The following is a 13,965-nucleotide window of genomic DNA, read 5'->3' as shown; positions in this document are numbered from 1 at the left end:
GGGGGCGGCTGGCGTCAGCGGCGGTCGGCGCGGGCGCGGAGGACGGCCGCGGTGTGGTCGTCGGCGGGGAGGAAGGCCTCCAGGTGCAGTTCCGAGAGCGTGACGTCGACGGCGGTCGCGAAGGACGTGATGGTGGTGATCAGCCGCAGTTCGCCCTCCTCGCTGCGCAACCGCAGCGGGACGGCGAAACCGAGGTGGTCGGGGCCGGGCTCGGCGGCGGGCAGATAGCCCGTCAACTCGGCGATGAAAGCGTCCAGCTCGGGATCGGGACTGCGCAGCGCGCGCCCGCGCAGTGACTCGGTCACGTGCCTGCCCCACTCCGGCAGGTTCAGCACCCGGCGGGCGAGGCCGTCCGGATGCAGCGCCAGACGCAGCACGTTGATCGGCGGGGCGAGCAGCTCGGGCGCCGCATCGTCGGTGAGCAGCTCGAAAGCGGCGTTGGCGGCGACCAGCACGCCGTACGGGCGCACCACGACCGCGGGGTAGGGCATGTGGCCATCCAGAATGCGGTCGAGCGCGGCCCGGACCGGCGCCAATTCCGGCGTGTCCAACCGTGATTCGGCGAAGACGGGCGCGTATCCCGCGGCGAGCAGCAGACCGTTGCGTTCCCGCAGCGAGAGTTCCAGCGACTCGGCGAGGCGCACGACCATGGTGCGGCCGGGGCGGGAGCGGCCCTGCTCGAGGAAGCTGAGGTAGCGCTGGGTGGTGTCGGCGCGGATGGCCAGATCCAGCTGACTCACCCGGCGCATAGTGCGCCAGCGTTTGAGCTGATGGGCGAACGCTCCGGGTTGTGCGCCCGCGCCGGCAGGTGGCTCGGCCACGGTGCCGATAGGTGGCTGCGCCACGGTGTATCTGGGTGACTGCGCCACGGTGCTCATCGGTCCTTGATATCGAACCCGGTGCGGCCGCGCCATACCCTGCGGGGAATCGCGGCGTCGCACCGCGCTCGCCAGACTCGTTCCCATGAGCATTCACCACGATGACAAAGAACCGGCCCGCTTCGCCGAGCGGTACATCGCACTCTGGAACGAGCCCGACCCCGCGCTCCGCCGCGGCCTGATCGACGAACTCTGGGCCGTCGACGGTGCGCAGGTGCTGATCGATCCCCCCGAAGCCATCCGCGACGCCGCGACCGACCTGGCCTTCCCGATCCCGCCGCTGGAGGTGCGCGGCGCCGAAGCCTTGGAGCGGCGCGTGAGCCGCGCCTACGAGATGTTCGTCGCCCCCGGCGAGCACGTCTTCGAAACCCACGGTCCGGCCACCCGGCTCAGCACGAACCTGATCGGCTTCGGCTGGGCGATGGTGACCAGGGCCGACGGCGCCGTCGCAGGCGGCGGCTACGAGGTGATCGCGCTGGACGGCGAGGGCCGAATCCGCCTGGACCACCAGTACATCGGCATCGACGCCTAGCCGATCGCGTCGCAGCGGTTCCGGTCAGCGGGATGCGCGCGAACTCGTCACGCCTCGAAGAACACCACGTTGCCCGCCGCGTCGCGGGCGCCGAGGCCTGCTTCGATGGCGGCGGCGAGTTCGGCCGTCGTCGACCAGGTGCGCGGGGGGTCACCGTCGAGATTGCCGATGGTCAGCCACGTCTCGGTATCGCGGTAGCGGACCAGTCCCTTGCCCGTCGCGTCGACAGTGACATCGAGATCGCCGGACACCGTCCCTTCCTCTTCGGTCATGACGGCGGCCTTGGCGGAGATCTCGATGATGTCGATTATCTGAATCCTCCTCGGCTGACGCAGTCGTCGACTGCGGCGCGCAGCGCGGATTGTTCGGCAGGGTCGATGGTCAAGCCGTATTTTACTTTGATCTGGAGGTAGTGACCGATATAGCCGCACCGGAAGTTTCCCGGCGGCAGATAGTTCGCGGCGTCCTGATCGCCCTTCGACCTGTTGGCCGATGGGTCGGAGGCGACGAGGTTGATCGCGTCGTTCGCGATGCGGCGGCGCGTGTCCTCGTCACGGGTGGCCGCTCCGGATCGCCACGCCTCGGCCAGCGGGACGATGTGCTCGGCGTCGACACCGGACGGGTCGGTGATCCACTTGTACTCTTTGAGCTGTCCGGTCTTGCTGTCCAGGACGCCGTACTGATCGCGCCAGCCCCCGTCGGAACCGATCGTGAGCTCACAGGTTTTGGGATCGAGCCGGACCGAGCCGACGGCGTCGCGCAGCATCATCACTTCCCGCGTGGTGCAGCGACTGTATTGCGTGAAGTCAGCGCCGAAACCGTGTTCGGGCTTGTTGGTATCCCAATGCGGGAACTTCTCGCGGCTGTACCCGGTCATCGGCGCCTCCTGCGCGACAGCGAGTTTCGCGAGCAGGTCGCGGACTTCCTTGGCGGACACCGAAATCTGCTGTCCGGGCGAGACCGGAGGTTTGCTGTCGGTACCGCGAGAAGCGGTGCATGCGGCGGTCAGCAAGAGAGTGCAGACGATCGGTGCGACAACGGCCACCATCTTGCGGGATGCGATCCACTTCACAGCGATCCCCCATCGCACGGGACCGGCGTGGTGCCGATGACTCTCCCGGCCACCGGTTGCCAGAGGGACGATTGCCGGGCCGTGAACTTCATCGAGTTGTTTCCTAACGCCTACCTCGTGCAATTATCGCGGGCGCCAAGGTACCTTGTCTCGGCTATGTCGGAATGCCAACGCCGCGTATGAGGTTCGGCACACTCGCCTCGACGGAGTCGTTCGGCTGCCAGCGTCACGCGTGGGTCGCCGTCCTCGCGCCGAGGTCATCGGGTGAGTGGCGTCGGTACGTGGACTATCTCGCTGTGCTCAGGCCTCGTCCGGCTCCGGGTCCGCGGGCTGTGCCATCGGCGGAACTCCGGTGTCGAGGAACCGGATCAGCCGCTCGATGCGCGTGGTGTGGTCGACGCAGCGCTCCAGGTAATTGCCGAGCAGTGCGAGGTCGATCGCGGCGGTCGCCGGCTGCGTGCGCTCCGGATCGATCAACGCCGCGTGCAGGCGCGTGCGCAGATCGGTGAGCGCCGCGGTGACCTGTTCGGCGTCGGCGGACTGGTGGGCGGTGGCCACGGCCTCCCCGGCGAGGGCGGTGCGGTGCGCCGCGAACGTGCCGAGCTCGGTCAGCACGTCCAGGATGGGTTGCGGTGCCACGTGGTTCGGATGACTTCGGTAGACCTGGTCGGCGACGCGGCTGGTGAGCCAGCCGATGCGGGACAGCTCGTTGGCGATCTGGATCGCCGTCACCACATGCCGCAGATCCCTGGCCACCGGTGCCTGCAGTGCGAGCAGCACCACCGTCCGCGCCTCGCACGCGCCATACATCTTCTGTAGCTGCTCGTCGAGGGCGAAAACCTCGTAGGTGACGGCGAGGTCGGCGCCCGCGATGGCGTCGGTGACGCGCTCGACGGTGTCGTGGGCGAGTCGGCACATCAGCGTCAGATCGTTCGTCAACGCGTTGAGCTCGTGGGTGAACTGGGTCCGCACGGGGCAAATTCTCGCTTATGCCGGGGCGAGCAGGGAAACGATTCGCACTGCCCGGTATGGCGATAGCGTACGCGTCGTATCGGATGATCCGCGAAAGTGGCGGTGTGCAGTGAAAATAGCGTATGCGTATCACGTGGCCTTCGTGTCGCTCGCCCTCTCCGGTGTTACGGTCGGCGTATGCCGAAGAGGGACGATGTGCAACACCGTCTGGTGACCACCTTCCAGCGCTGGGTCGGCAATCCGATTCTGCGCAGGCTGCCGAGCCAGCAGCTGCTCGAGACGACAGGCAGGGTGAGCGGCGAGCCGCGCATCACCCCGATCGGCGGCCGCCGGACCGGCGATCAGTTCTGGCTGGTCTCCGAGTTCGGCGAACGCTCGCAGTACATCCGGAACATCAAAGCCGACAATCGGGTTCGCGTGCGGCTGCACGGTCGCTGGCACACCGGCACCGCCCACCTGCTCCCCGAAGACGACGCCCGCGCCCGCCTGCGCCAACTCCCGCGCGCCAACAGCGCCGCCGTCCGCCTCGTCGGCACCGACCTGCTGACCGTCCGCGTAGACCTCACCGACTGAGGCGTGGCCGACTACATTCGCTGGCTGCGCGAGCGGGTCGGCCACGACCACATCCAATTGGCGTACGCCGCGGCATGTGTGGTGGCCGACGGGCGTGTGCTCATGCAACGTCGCAGCGACGACGGCCAGTGGGGACTGCCGGGCGGCGCCATCGAGCTGGGCGAGTCGGCCGCGTCGGCCGTCGTGCGCGAGGTCGCCGAGGAGACGGGCCCACCTAAGCGGGCTGTTTGTCGAGCACTTCGACCAGGCGCCACGTGACCGATGGTGCGTCGGCGGGTGGGTTGTCCACGGGGGTCTGTTCGATGCGCAGGCGGTAGCGGTAGCCAGGCTGAAACTCGAAATCCGTGATCGAGCCGTAGAACAACTCCCACGGGCCGTTGTGGCCGCGGCGGATCTGGAGGCAGTCCATCGGTGCGACGCCGGTGCACCGCATGGTCTGTGGCGCGACATCGATCACGAAGGTTCCGTCGCGTTCCACGGATTCGCTGGTCGTGGCCGCGGCGAGGAATGGTTGGGCCTGCGGTGCGGTGGTGCACGCGGCCAGCAGCGGGGCGAGCAGGATGCTCGCGGCGACGGCCTTGTGGAGTCGTTGCTGCATCCCCCCGATGATACCGATCGGGGTGCGCGGAGATAGCTGGGACGATGGAAGACATGATCCGTGCGTTGACAACCCGCTGGACCTCGTTCGTCCCTCTCCTCGCCGCACTCGCCTTGGTCGCCGCCTGGGGCCGAAGCCTGCCGACAGCGGGAGTGATCGTGGTCGCACTGTTTCTCGCGGGATCGGTGCTCGCCGCCGTGCATCATGCCGAGGTCGTCGCGCACCGGGTGGGGAAGCCGTTCGGATCGCTGGTGCTCGCGGTCGCCGTGACGGTGATCGAGGTCGCGCTCATCGTGACGCTGATGATCTCCGGCGGCGAGAAGTCCGCCACCCTGGCCCGCGACACCGTCTTCGCCGCGGTGATGATCACCTGCAACGGCATCTTCGGCCTGGCCTTGCTGGTCGGCGCGCTGCGCAGGCGCATAGCGGTGTTCAACGCGGAAGGCACCGGCGCCGCGCTGGCCACGGTGGCGACGCTGGCCACGCTGAGCCTGGTGCTGCCGACCTTCACCTCGAGCGTGCCAGGCCCGGAGTTCTCGCCCGCGCAGCTCGCCTTCGCCGCGGTCGCCTCGCTCGCGCTGTACGGCCTGTTCGTGATGGTTCAGACGGTGCGCCACCGCGACGACTTCCTCCCGGTGGAGGGTGACGGCGTGGTCACCGGCGACGGCGCGCACGACGCGCGGCCCTCCGTCCGGGCGACGCTCGCCAGCCTGGGGTTGTTGCTGGTCGCGCTGGTCGGAGTGGTCGGTCTGGCGAAAGTGGTCTCGCCGACCATCGAATCGGCGGTGGCGAACGCGGGCCTGCCGCCCGCGGCGGTGGGTGTGGCGATCGCGCTGTTGGTGCTGCTGCCCGAGACGCTCGCTGCGGTGCGTGCCGCGCGCCGCGATCAGGTGCAGATCAGCCTGAACCTGGCGCTGGGCTCGGCGATGGCCAGCATCGGCCTGACCATCCCGGCCATCGCTGTAGCAACTATCTGGCTACAGGGTCCTCTGGTGCTCGGACTGGGTGCGACGCAGATGGTTCTGCTCGCGCTGACGGTGGTCGTCGGCGTGCTGACCGTCGTTCCAGGTCGCGCCACCCTTCTGCAAGGTGGTGTCCATCTGGCTCTGTTCTCGGCTTTTGTGTTCCTCGCCGTCAGTCCCTAGTCATAGTGATGCGTCTCACGGATAACCGGGAGCGTTTACCTGAACGGTTGATCAGTGGTCAGCGTCACAGCATCCGAATTTTGTTGTGACGCAGAGTACCGATTAGCTTGACGGATGTTGGCATTGACGCCGGATTCGGAGAGCGCCATGAATTTCGACATCTCCCGTGCGGAAAGCGCGGCACGCGGGTCTGGTCTATGACCCCGGAAATCCGCACCGCCGATCGCGAATCCGCGACCATGATCGTTCGCAAGAATTTCTCCGACACGATGGTGTCGTCGCTGCGGACGTTCGGTCGTGCGGTGGGTATCGCGCAGGAGTCGGTCACCGGAACGGTCGGTGATATCGCGCGCCGGGAGTTCCAGTGGCGTGAGGCGATCGTGCAGGCGTGGCGGTTGATCACGGTGACGACGGTGCCCGCGATCTTGATGGCGATCCCGTTCGGAGTGATCGTCTCGATTCAGGTGGGGAATCTGATTCATACGTTGGGCGCGGATTCGCTGCTGGGTGCGACCGGTGGTCTGGGCGTGATCAAGCAGGGTGCGCCGATGGCGACGGGGTTCCTGCTCGGCGGCGCGGGGGCGGCGGCGATCGCGGCGGATCTGGGTGCGCGCACGATTCGGGAGGAGATCGATGCGTTGCACACGATGGGGATCTCGCCGATCCATCGGTTGGTGATTCCGCGGATGGTGGCGATGCTGGTGGTCGCGCCGCTGTTGAACGTGTTGATCATTTTCGTGGGTGTGCTGGCGGGATACGCGGTGGCGATCGGCGGACAAGGGGTCACGCCGGGCAGTTATTGGGCGACGTTCGGTTCGTTCACCACGGCCGCCGATGTGTGGGTGTCGTTGGTGAAGGCGTTGATCTTCGGGTTCGTGGTGGTGACCATCGCGTGCCAGCGGGGGTTGGAGGCCAAGGGCGGTCCGCGGGGTGTGGCCGACGCGGTGAACGCGGCGGTGGTGTTGTCGGTGGTGTCGATCGTGTGCGTGAATCTGTTGCTGACGCAGGTGACCGCGATGTTCCTGCCCACGAGGCTGGCGTGATGGCTGTCTCCTCCTACGTCCCGAAGGGACTCGCTCCCGTCGCGCGCTACTTCCGTCGCGGCAGCCGCGTGCTGCGGGCGATCGATTCGCTCGGCTTCGTCGCGGTGTTCGTCTGGCAGGTGCTCTCGTCCATTCCGCTGACGTTGCAGCGCTATCGCGCGGAGACCATGCGCGCCATCACGAACATGACATGGGGCCGCGGCTCCATCGTGGTCGGCGGCGGCACGGTGCCCATGATGGTCGTGCTCGGCCTGGTGATGGGCGCCTCGGTCGGCGTCGAATCCTTCGCCACCCTGGACATGCTCGGCATGGGCCCGGTCACCGGCATCGTGTCGGCCTACGCGACGACCCGCGAACTCGCCCCGATCGCGGCCGCCGTCGGCTTCGCCGCGCAGGCGGGTTGCCGGATCACCGCCGAGATCGGCTCCATGCGCATCTCCGAGGAGATCGACGCGATCGAATCGCTCGGCTTGCGGTCGGTGCCGTTCGTGGTGACCACCCGGGTGATCGCGGGCGCGCTGGCCATCGTGCCGACCTTCCTGATCGCGCTGATCCTGTCCTACCTCGCCTGCCGCGGCCTCATCACGCTGGTGCACGGCCAATCCGCGGGCGTCTACGACCACTACTTCTTCCAATTCGTGTCCGGATTCGACGTGATCGCCGCGGTGATCAAGGTCGCCATCTTCGGCACCGTGGTGATTCTCGTGCACAGCTATTACGGCTTCTTCGCGAAAGGCGGCCCCGAGGGCGTCGGCATCGCGTCGGGCCGTGCGGTGCGCACCAGTTTCGTGGCGATCATCGCCATCGACATGGTGCTGTCCATCGTGCTGTGGGGTTTCAACACGGCGATCAGCTTCACGGGGTGAACATTGCCTGAGTACGGCTTGCCCGGCGTCGCCGCGGACAAGAAACGTTCGCGCACGATCGGATTGGTGATCGTCGCGCTGATCGGGGTGGTCGCGCTGACCACCGCGCTCTACCGCACCGTGCGTTCGGAAGACGGCCTGCGCATCGCGCTGCGCACCGAGCAGATCGGCGACGGCGTCACCGAGGGCACCCAGGTGCGCCTGGACGGCGTGCTGGTCGGCGAGGTGGCGCGAATCGCGCCCGCCGAGCGCGGCACCCAGCGAATCACCTTGCGGCTGGACGACTCCCGGCTGTACGGCATCGACGACTCGCTGCTGGTCGACTACGCGCCCGCCAATCTGTTCGGCATCAGCGAACTCGAACTGCGCCGCGGGCCAGGCGGTTCGCCGCTGCGCCAGGATGCCGAGATCGACCTGACCGGACCGCGCGCCGCAGGCGTCTACGACGCCACGATGGGCAGCATCCTGCGCAGCCTGTCGCAGGTGAGCGCGTCGGTCTTCAGCCCGCAGCTGGCGACCGTCATCGCGCAGGTCTCGGCGGACTTCAAGGCGTTCACGCCGCTGGTGCAGGCGCTGATCACGGTGGCGCGGACCATCGCCGACAACCAGACCATGCCCGCCTCCGAGCTGATGGGCAGGCTGGGCCCGGCCTTCGACGGCGGCGGCGACTTCGCGGGCGCGACGATCCAGATCCTGGACCAGATCCACGACATCAGGATCGTGCAGACCGACAAGGACCGCTACGACGTCGGCGTCGCCGCCCTCACCGGACAGATCCTGCCCGGCCTCGCCACCACGGTGAGCACCGCGGGCGGACAGCTGGCCGAGGCCACCGACATGCTGGCCCCGCTGCTGAGCGTGCTCGCCCAGATGGTGCCGCGGCCGCAGCAGTCGGCGGCCGAATTGCGCCTGCTGCTGGAGCGTTTGCGCGCGGCGATGCCGGAGTCGCCGGACGGGCCGGTGCTGAATCTGGAGGTCGACCTGCAGGGCGTGCCCGGTATCGCGGTGCCGCTGCTCGGCCAGGGAGGTGTGCGATGACGGTGCGCGGCGCGGCATGGCGCCTCGGTCTGTTCGCCGCGGTGATGGCGGTGGTGCTCGCGCTGGTGCTCACCGCGATCAAGCGGCCGGTGTCCGGCGAAACCCAGGCGCACGACGCGCTGTTCACCGACGCCAACGGCCTGAAGGTCGGCGACGACGTGCGCATGTACGGCGTGCAGGTGGGCAAGGTCGAGAAGATCTCGCTCGACGGGGTGAAGGCGAAGGTCCATCTCACCGTCCGGACGGCGACGCCGATCTACGACAACAGCACGCTTGCCATCCGGTACCAGAACCTGACGGGGCAGCGGTACATCGATCTCCAGCAACAGCCGAATCCCGGTGTGCGCCTAGCGGCCGACGCGCTGATCGGCGCCGACATGACGGTGCCGTCGTTCGATGTGACCAGCCTGTTCAACGGTCTGAAGCCGGTGCTCGCGACGCTGTCGCCGGAAGCGGTCAACCAGTTCGCCGAGAGCATGCTCGCGGTGATCGAGGGCGACGGCACCGGCATCGGTCCCGCGATGGAGGCGATCGGCAAGCTCAGCCAGTACGTGGGCGACCGCCAGCAGGTGATCGGTCAGCTGGTGAAGAACATGTCCGACATCGCCGACCGGGTCGGCGGGCGGGTGCACTACCTGGTGCCGCTACTGGCCAGGCTCAGCGACGTCTTCCAGTCCCTCCAGGCCAACATCGGCGGGCTCGCCGATTTCGCGATGTCCGCGCCCGCGGTGCTCGGTCCGCTGGACCGGCTGCTGGCCACGCTCGGGCTCGACCCGCACAGCGGCCAGGACATCGACGCGATGATCCGCGGCCTGTTCCCCGATCCGGAGCAAGCGGTCGAGGTTTTCGGCCGGCTGCCCGGCCTGCTCCAGTCGGTGGACAACGCACTGCCACGCACCGTCGCAGGCTGGCGGCCGGAGTGCAGCAAGGGCGCGGCCGAGCTGCCCGCGCCGGTGCGCGTGCTGGTAGCAGGACAGAAGGTGGCGATATGCCAGGCGTGATTTCCCGCTGGTTCGGCGGTGACCGGCCGATCCTCGACGACGCGGCCAAGCGGCACAAGGAGATTCGGCTCGGTGTCCTCGGCGCGGCGCTCGTCGTGCTCGGCATGGTCGCGGCGGGCGTGCTGTACGCGGTGCCGTTCGGCAAGACCACCTACACGGCCGAACTGTCGGAGGCGCAGTCGGTGAAGACAGGCGACGATGTGCGCCTCGCCGGAGTCCCGGTGGGTTCGGTGGATTCGCTCGAGCTGAAGCCGGACCGGGTGGTCATGAAGTTCACCGTGAAATCCGATGTGTTCCTCGGTGACAAGACATCCCTGGACATCCGCATGCTCACGGTGGTGGGCGGGCACTATGTCGCGCTGTTCCCCGCGGGAGACGCGCCGCTGGGCAAGAAGCCGATCCCCGCGGATCGAGTCCGCCTGCCCTACAGCCTGATCCAGACCTTCCAGGACGCGACGACGCCGCTGAACGAGCTCGACGGTGACACGCTGCGGCGCAACCTGTCCGCGCTGGACGACTCGCTCTCCTCCGCCCCGGACACCCTGCGCACCACGCTGGACATGGTCGGCGGCTACATCGACGCCATCGACCGCCAGCGCGCCCAGGTCTCCAACGCCATCGCGGTGGCGGACGAATACGTCACCATGTACGACGGCGCGAAGACCGACCTGGGCAGGCTGATGGACAACGTCAACCTGCTGGAGACCGTGCTCATCGACAAGCGCGCGGAACTGCGCGAGTCGATCGCGCTGCTCAACAGCGTGGTACAGCGGCTGGCCGCGCTCGCACCCGCCTGGGACGCCACCCTGAAGCCGAGGGCGCAGCAGCTGGCCGACGCGCTGCCGCGGCTCGAGGAGATGGGCGGCAAGCTCGAACCGATGATCGCGAGCACCCAGCAGCTCGGCGAGAAGCTGCGGTCGCTGGTGATCCCGGAGGAGGGCATCGTGCTCGACCGCCCGGAGACGACGGTGCCCGCTCCCTCTGGTCTGGATCTGTCGTCGGTGTGCGTGCCGGTGCCGGGGAAGGAGTGCTGATGCTGAAGAAGCTGCTCGGCACACAGGCGTTCATGTCGATCGCGGGCGTCGCGGTCATCGCGCTGCTCGGGGTGGCCGGTTACTTCGTGGTCTTCGATCCGATGAAGAAGACCGAATCCTATTGCGCGATCATGCCCGACAGCATCGGTCTGTACCAGGGCAACCAGGTGACCATGCGCGGCATCACGGTCGGCAGCGTCACCTCGGTGCGCAACCAGGGCGGGAACGTGCGGGTCGATTTCGAGGTCGACGCCGACCACCCGGTGTACGCCGACGCCTCGGCCACCACGGTGTCCGACACCGTCGTCGCCGACCGGGAACTCGCCGTGCTGGCCAGCGGAACCAACCTGGAGCGCTGGAACAGTGCGCAGTGCATCACCAAGACGCTGACCCCGAAGAGCCTCACCGAGACCCTCACGGCGCTAGCGCAACTTTCCGACCAGATCGTGGGGCCCGACCCGTCCCAGCCCCATTCGCTGGCCAACGGGCTCACGGCGCTGGACAGGGCGACGGCGGGCACCGGCTCTCAGATCAACGAGCTGATCCGCAAGCTGGGTTCGGCGCTGAAATCGCCGGACGCCGACATCGGTCACCTCGCAGGCATTTTCGACGCGTTCGCCTCGGTCTCGCAGAAGGTGAACCAGTACTGGGGCGACCTGCAGACCATGCTGGTGCGCGTCGGGCCCGTGCTGAATCAAGCGAGCGATGACCTGCTGATCCCCGGCGCGCAGCTGTTCGACGGCTTGGCCGATGTGCTGCCGATGCTGAACGACATCACGAACTCGTTCGGCGACCAGATCCTCACCCTGCTCGACCGGGCGGTGCCGATGCTGAAGCTGCTGCGCGCCAACGTCGGCTCGTTGCGCGAGATCGTGCTCACCACACCGGTGTTCGCCTCCGCGCTGCGCAGCGTCGCCGATCCGGAGACCGGCGCGGCGAGCCTGACCTACGCCCCGCCGAAGGTGGCGATCCCGCAGCAGAACGCCGAGCAAGTGTGCGCGGCCCTGAACGCGGCGTCGCCCGGCCGGTGCGCAGGCGTCGAGAACGGCATGGTGAACGTGGAACTGGTGCAGCTGGTGCTGGGATTGGCGGGTGCCCGATGATCGAACGGCGGAAAACCGTGCGGTGCACCGGGATCGCGCTGGCGCTGGCGGCCTCGGTCCTGCTCGGCGGCTGCGCCTTCGACCCGTCCTCGGTGCCTGTGCCTGGCACCTCGGTGTCGGGGCCGACCTACCGCGTCCGGATCGAGTTCGCGAACGTGCTGAACCTGCCCGCCCGTGCGAAGGTCATCGCCAACGGCGCGCAGGTCGGCGCCGTCGAGAAGGTCACCGTGGTGCCCGCGGCCGAGGCGCGGCAGGGCCGCGGCGGGTACGTCGTCGTGGATATCGACCTCGCGAAATCGGTACGGCTGCCGTCGAACACGATCGCGGAGCTGCGCCAGAACACGGTGCTCGGTGACATCCACATCGCGCTGACCACCCCGCCGGACGGCTTCGGCTCGCTGCTCGAACCGGGCGGCACCATCGATCTGGATCACACGAAACCTCCTGTGCAGCTGGAGGACACGATGGCGGCGATGGCGTTCTTCGTACAGGGCGGCGCGGTCGGCCAGTTGCAGGACATCATCAACCGGTTCAACTCGGTGCTGCCGCAGGACCCGAAGGAGACCGCGCGGATCGCGGGCGTGATGGGCGCCGACGCCGCCGACCTGGCCGCCAACCTCGACCAGGTGGACAAGTTGCTCTACGGTCTCGCCAACAACGCCGAAGTGCTGCACAAGGTGCAGCCGGAGCTGGACAACATCCTCAGCGCGGCGTCGGTGGACCGCCTCGGCGCCGCGACGCAATCCATCGACGGCGTGACGAAGATCTTCCACGAGCTCGGCCCGGTCGGCCAATCGCTGGTGTGGCTCGCGCCGCTCGTACAGTCCGGCGACGCGGCAGCCATGGCGTTCGTGCCGCTGGCCACCGGCGGACCGCTGGATCTGCGCAACCCCTCGAATCTGGCCATGCTGGTCGCGCTGCTGCGGGACAAGATCATTCCGTTCGTCGAGCGCGGGCCGAAGGTGAACGTCACCGGCGTGCGGGTGGACGCGAGTCCCGTCGCGGAGCAGGAGCAGGTCGACCGCATCGTTCAGACCCTGCGCATGATCGGAGCTGTCCGATGAAGATCGGTTCGCTGGCCTCGCTCGGCGGCATCGCCGCCATCATGATCCTCGGCGCGGCCTACCTGACCTTCGGCGTGGTGCGGTTCGATCCGTTCGCCGACTACACCCACGCCACCATGGTGCTGAAGAACTCCGGCGGGCTCGGCGTCGGTTCGCCGATCCTGTTGACCGGCATCGAGATCGGCGACGTCACCTCGGTGGACAACACCGCCGCCGGTGTCGAGGTCGGCTTCCGCGTCGACGCCGCGCACCGGGTGCCCACCGCGAGCGTCGTCACCATCGAACATCTGTCGGCGCTCGGCGAGCCGTACGTGCAGTTCGTTCCGAAGGGCGACAGCGGACCGTACCTGCGCGACGGCCAGCGCCTGGACACCGAGGACGTCCGGACGCCGCTGTCCGTCGCCGAGGTGGCGCGCATGGTCACCAAGACCATGAACCAGCTCGATCCGGCGGTGGTCGGCTCGCTGGTGGAGACCATGAGCAAGTCCGTCACCGGCACCGAATCCGTGATGCCCGAGCTCGCCAGGTCCGGTGATCTGCTCGCCTCGACCATCATGACCAGGGCGCCGAAGATCGCCGAGCTGATCAACAGCTTCCAGCTCGCCGCCGCCGACATCGAATGGGCAGGCCCGGCGACCGCGGCGGGCGCACCCGGCCTGGTGCGCTTCGGCCAGGCGCTCGACGAGCTCGTCGAGGCGGTCGGCCGCCTGGTCACCGCGCAGGGCAGTCCGGAGAGGTACCTCGAGGGCGGCGGTGTCGTGCCCTTCCTCGAAAAGCTCACGGCATGGCTCCGCGAAGCGGGCCCCGAACTGCGCGAACTCATCCCGGGCCTGCGACCGCTCGCGGACGCGGCGACCTCCGCCGCGCCCCAACTCGACCTGAGCACCCTGATCGGCCAAGCGCTGCACAGCACCGACGACGACGCGATTCAGGTTCGCGTCGCCATCAAATAACCGGCCTCGCAAGAGGTCTCGCAGAACCGACACACGCCTCGCAGCGCGGAAGCGTCTGGCAGTTCTGCGTGGCAACCGGTGAATCGTTTCATC

General features: G+C 68.0%; 17 protein-coding genes. 12 read left to right on the top strand and 5 right to left on the bottom strand.

Annotation, left to right across the window (positions count from 1 at the left end; all coding sequences use genetic code 11):
* Positions 1-14 precede the first annotated feature (14 nt).
* Positions 15-878: a helix-turn-helix domain-containing protein gene (locus AC3EO7_RS24970; protein WP_431962196.1), complete on the bottom strand. Its 864-nt coding sequence runs from the start codon at positions 876-878 to the stop codon at positions 15-17.
* Positions 879-963: 85 nt separating this feature from the next.
* Here AC3EO7_RS24970 and AC3EO7_RS24965 point away from each other — a divergent pair, with 85 nt between their 5' ends.
* Positions 964-1,410, top strand: coding sequence for a hypothetical protein (locus AC3EO7_RS24965; RefSeq protein WP_435592526.1), 447 nt, complete (start codon positions 964-966; stop codon positions 1,408-1,410).
* 47 nt (positions 1,411-1,457) lie between these two features.
* Here AC3EO7_RS24965 and AC3EO7_RS24960 read toward each other — a convergent pair whose 3' ends face one another.
* The 3 genes from AC3EO7_RS24960 to AC3EO7_RS24950 form a co-directional block, all read right to left on the bottom strand.
* Positions 1,458-1,682: a hypothetical protein gene (locus tag AC3EO7_RS24960; protein ID WP_431962200.1), complete on the bottom strand. Its 225-nt coding sequence runs from the start codon at positions 1,680-1,682 to the stop codon at positions 1,458-1,460.
* Between the two features lie 35 nt (positions 1,683-1,717).
* Positions 1,718-2,482 carry an HNH endonuclease family protein gene (locus AC3EO7_RS24955; protein WP_435592525.1) on the bottom strand — a complete coding sequence of 255 codons (765 nt, stop codon included), beginning with the start codon at positions 2,480-2,482 and terminating at the stop codon, positions 1,718-1,720.
* A 300-nt stretch (positions 2,483-2,782) separates the two neighbouring features.
* Positions 2,783-3,454, bottom strand: a complete 672-nt coding sequence (locus AC3EO7_RS24950) for a phosphate signaling complex PhoU family protein (RefSeq protein ID WP_431962204.1) — start codon at positions 3,452-3,454, stop codon at positions 2,783-2,785.
* Positions 3,455-3,631: 177 nt separating this feature from the next.
* Here AC3EO7_RS24950 and AC3EO7_RS24945 point away from each other — a divergent pair, with 177 nt between their 5' ends.
* Both AC3EO7_RS24945 and AC3EO7_RS24940 read left to right on the top strand, forming a co-directional pair.
* Entirely contained in the window at positions 3,632-4,027 is a 396-nt protein-coding gene (locus AC3EO7_RS24945; RefSeq protein ID WP_431962206.1) for a nitroreductase/quinone reductase family protein, read from the top strand.
* 3 nt (positions 4,028-4,030) lie between these two features.
* Positions 4,031-4,285 (top strand): NUDIX domain-containing protein, encoded by a 255-nt coding sequence (locus AC3EO7_RS24940; protein ID WP_431962208.1) that lies wholly within the window; start codon positions 4,031-4,033, stop codon positions 4,283-4,285.
* Here the strand turns inward: AC3EO7_RS24940 and AC3EO7_RS24935 are convergent.
* Positions 4,242-4,625: a DUF4377 domain-containing protein gene (locus tag AC3EO7_RS24935; RefSeq protein WP_431962210.1), complete on the bottom strand. Its 384-nt coding sequence runs from the start codon at positions 4,623-4,625 to the stop codon at positions 4,242-4,244. The genes AC3EO7_RS24940 and AC3EO7_RS24935 overlap by 44 nt on opposite strands.
* Before the next feature lie 53 nt (positions 4,626-4,678).
* Between AC3EO7_RS24935 and AC3EO7_RS24930 the strand changes: the two genes are divergently transcribed.
* From AC3EO7_RS24930 to AC3EO7_RS24890, 9 genes are all read left to right on the top strand, one after another.
* A complete protein-coding gene (locus AC3EO7_RS24930; RefSeq protein WP_435592524.1) occupies positions 4,679-5,770 on the top strand; it encodes a calcium:cation antiporter in 1,092 nt (363 codons plus the stop codon).
* A gap of 197 nt (positions 5,771-5,967) precedes the next feature.
* Complete coding sequence (locus AC3EO7_RS24925) at positions 5,968-6,813, top strand: ABC transporter permease (protein ID WP_435592523.1); 846 nt, start codon at positions 5,968-5,970, stop codon at positions 6,811-6,813.
* Positions 6,813-7,679, top strand: coding sequence for an MlaE family ABC transporter permease (locus AC3EO7_RS24920; RefSeq protein WP_357458190.1), 867 nt, complete (start codon positions 6,813-6,815; stop codon positions 7,677-7,679). The genes AC3EO7_RS24925 and AC3EO7_RS24920 overlap by 1 nt, the downstream gene beginning before the upstream one ends.
* 3 nt (positions 7,680-7,682) lie before the next feature.
* Positions 7,683-8,717: an MlaD family protein gene (locus AC3EO7_RS24915; RefSeq protein ID WP_435592522.1), complete on the top strand. Its 1,035-nt coding sequence runs from the start codon at positions 7,683-7,685 to the stop codon at positions 8,715-8,717.
* Positions 8,714-9,718 carry an MlaD family protein gene (locus AC3EO7_RS24910; RefSeq protein WP_435592521.1) on the top strand — a complete coding sequence of 335 codons (1,005 nt, stop codon included), beginning with the start codon at positions 8,714-8,716 and terminating at the stop codon, positions 9,716-9,718. Before AC3EO7_RS24915 ends, AC3EO7_RS24910 begins: the two co-directional genes overlap by 4 nt.
* Positions 9,706-10,752: an MlaD family protein gene (locus AC3EO7_RS24905; RefSeq protein ID WP_435592520.1), complete on the top strand. Its 1,047-nt coding sequence runs from the start codon at positions 9,706-9,708 to the stop codon at positions 10,750-10,752. Before AC3EO7_RS24910 ends, AC3EO7_RS24905 begins: the two co-directional genes overlap by 13 nt.
* The gene (locus tag AC3EO7_RS24900; protein WP_435592519.1) at positions 10,752-11,855 is read left to right on the top strand and encodes an MlaD family protein; all 1,104 of its coding nucleotides are present in this window, start codon (positions 10,752-10,754) and stop codon (positions 11,853-11,855) included. The genes AC3EO7_RS24905 and AC3EO7_RS24900 overlap by 1 nt, the downstream gene beginning before the upstream one ends.
* A complete protein-coding gene (locus tag AC3EO7_RS24895) occupies positions 11,852-12,919 on the top strand; it encodes an MlaD family protein (RefSeq protein ID WP_435592518.1) in 1,068 nt (355 codons plus the stop codon). The genes AC3EO7_RS24900 and AC3EO7_RS24895 overlap by 4 nt, the downstream gene beginning before the upstream one ends.
* Positions 12,916-13,872 carry an MlaD family protein gene (locus tag AC3EO7_RS24890; protein ID WP_431962226.1) on the top strand — a complete coding sequence of 319 codons (957 nt, stop codon included), beginning with the start codon at positions 12,916-12,918 and terminating at the stop codon, positions 13,870-13,872. The genes AC3EO7_RS24895 and AC3EO7_RS24890 overlap by 4 nt, the downstream gene beginning before the upstream one ends.
* The last annotated feature ends 93 nt before the right edge of the window (positions 13,873-13,965 follow it).

The organism is Nocardia sp. bgisy118 (assembly GCF_057708605.1).
The sequence above is the reverse complement of the archived record's forward strand: the minus strand, read 5'-3'. Positions and strand labels throughout refer to the sequence as shown.

Coding starts and splice junctions, on each gene's coding strand:
- AC3EO7_RS24965 (WP_435592526.1), top strand. CDS start 964: ATGAGCATTCACCACGATGACAAAGAACCGGCCCGCTTCGCCGAGCGG.
- AC3EO7_RS24960 (WP_431962200.1), bottom strand. CDS start 1,682: ATGACCGAAGAGGAAGGGACGGTGTCCGGCGATCTCGATGTCACTGTC.
- AC3EO7_RS24890 (WP_431962226.1), top strand. CDS start 12,916: ATGAAGATCGGTTCGCTGGCCTCGCTCGGCGGCATCGCCGCCATCATG.
- AC3EO7_RS24905 (WP_435592520.1), top strand. CDS start 9,706: ATGCCAGGCGTGATTTCCCGCTGGTTCGGCGGTGACCGGCCGATCCTC.
- AC3EO7_RS24920 (WP_357458190.1), top strand. CDS start 6,813: ATGGCTGTCTCCTCCTACGTCCCGAAGGGACTCGCTCCCGTCGCGCGC.
- AC3EO7_RS24895 (WP_435592518.1), top strand. CDS start 11,852: ATGATCGAACGGCGGAAAACCGTGCGGTGCACCGGGATCGCGCTGGCG.
- AC3EO7_RS24910 (WP_435592521.1), top strand. CDS start 8,714: ATGACGGTGCGCGGCGCGGCATGGCGCCTCGGTCTGTTCGCCGCGGTG.
- AC3EO7_RS24970 (WP_431962196.1), bottom strand. CDS start 878: ATGAGCACCGTGGCGCAGTCACCCAGATACACCGTGGCGCAGCCACCT.
- AC3EO7_RS24925 (WP_435592523.1), top strand. CDS start 5,968: ATGACCCCGGAAATCCGCACCGCCGATCGCGAATCCGCGACCATGATC.
- AC3EO7_RS24935 (WP_431962210.1), bottom strand. CDS start 4,625: ATGCAGCAACGACTCCACAAGGCCGTCGCCGCGAGCATCCTGCTCGCC.
- AC3EO7_RS24930 (WP_435592524.1), top strand. CDS start 4,679: ATGATCCGTGCGTTGACAACCCGCTGGACCTCGTTCGTCCCTCTCCTC.
- AC3EO7_RS24945 (WP_431962206.1), top strand. CDS start 3,632: ATGCCGAAGAGGGACGATGTGCAACACCGTCTGGTGACCACCTTCCAG.
- AC3EO7_RS24900 (WP_435592519.1), top strand. CDS start 10,752: ATGCTGAAGAAGCTGCTCGGCACACAGGCGTTCATGTCGATCGCGGGC.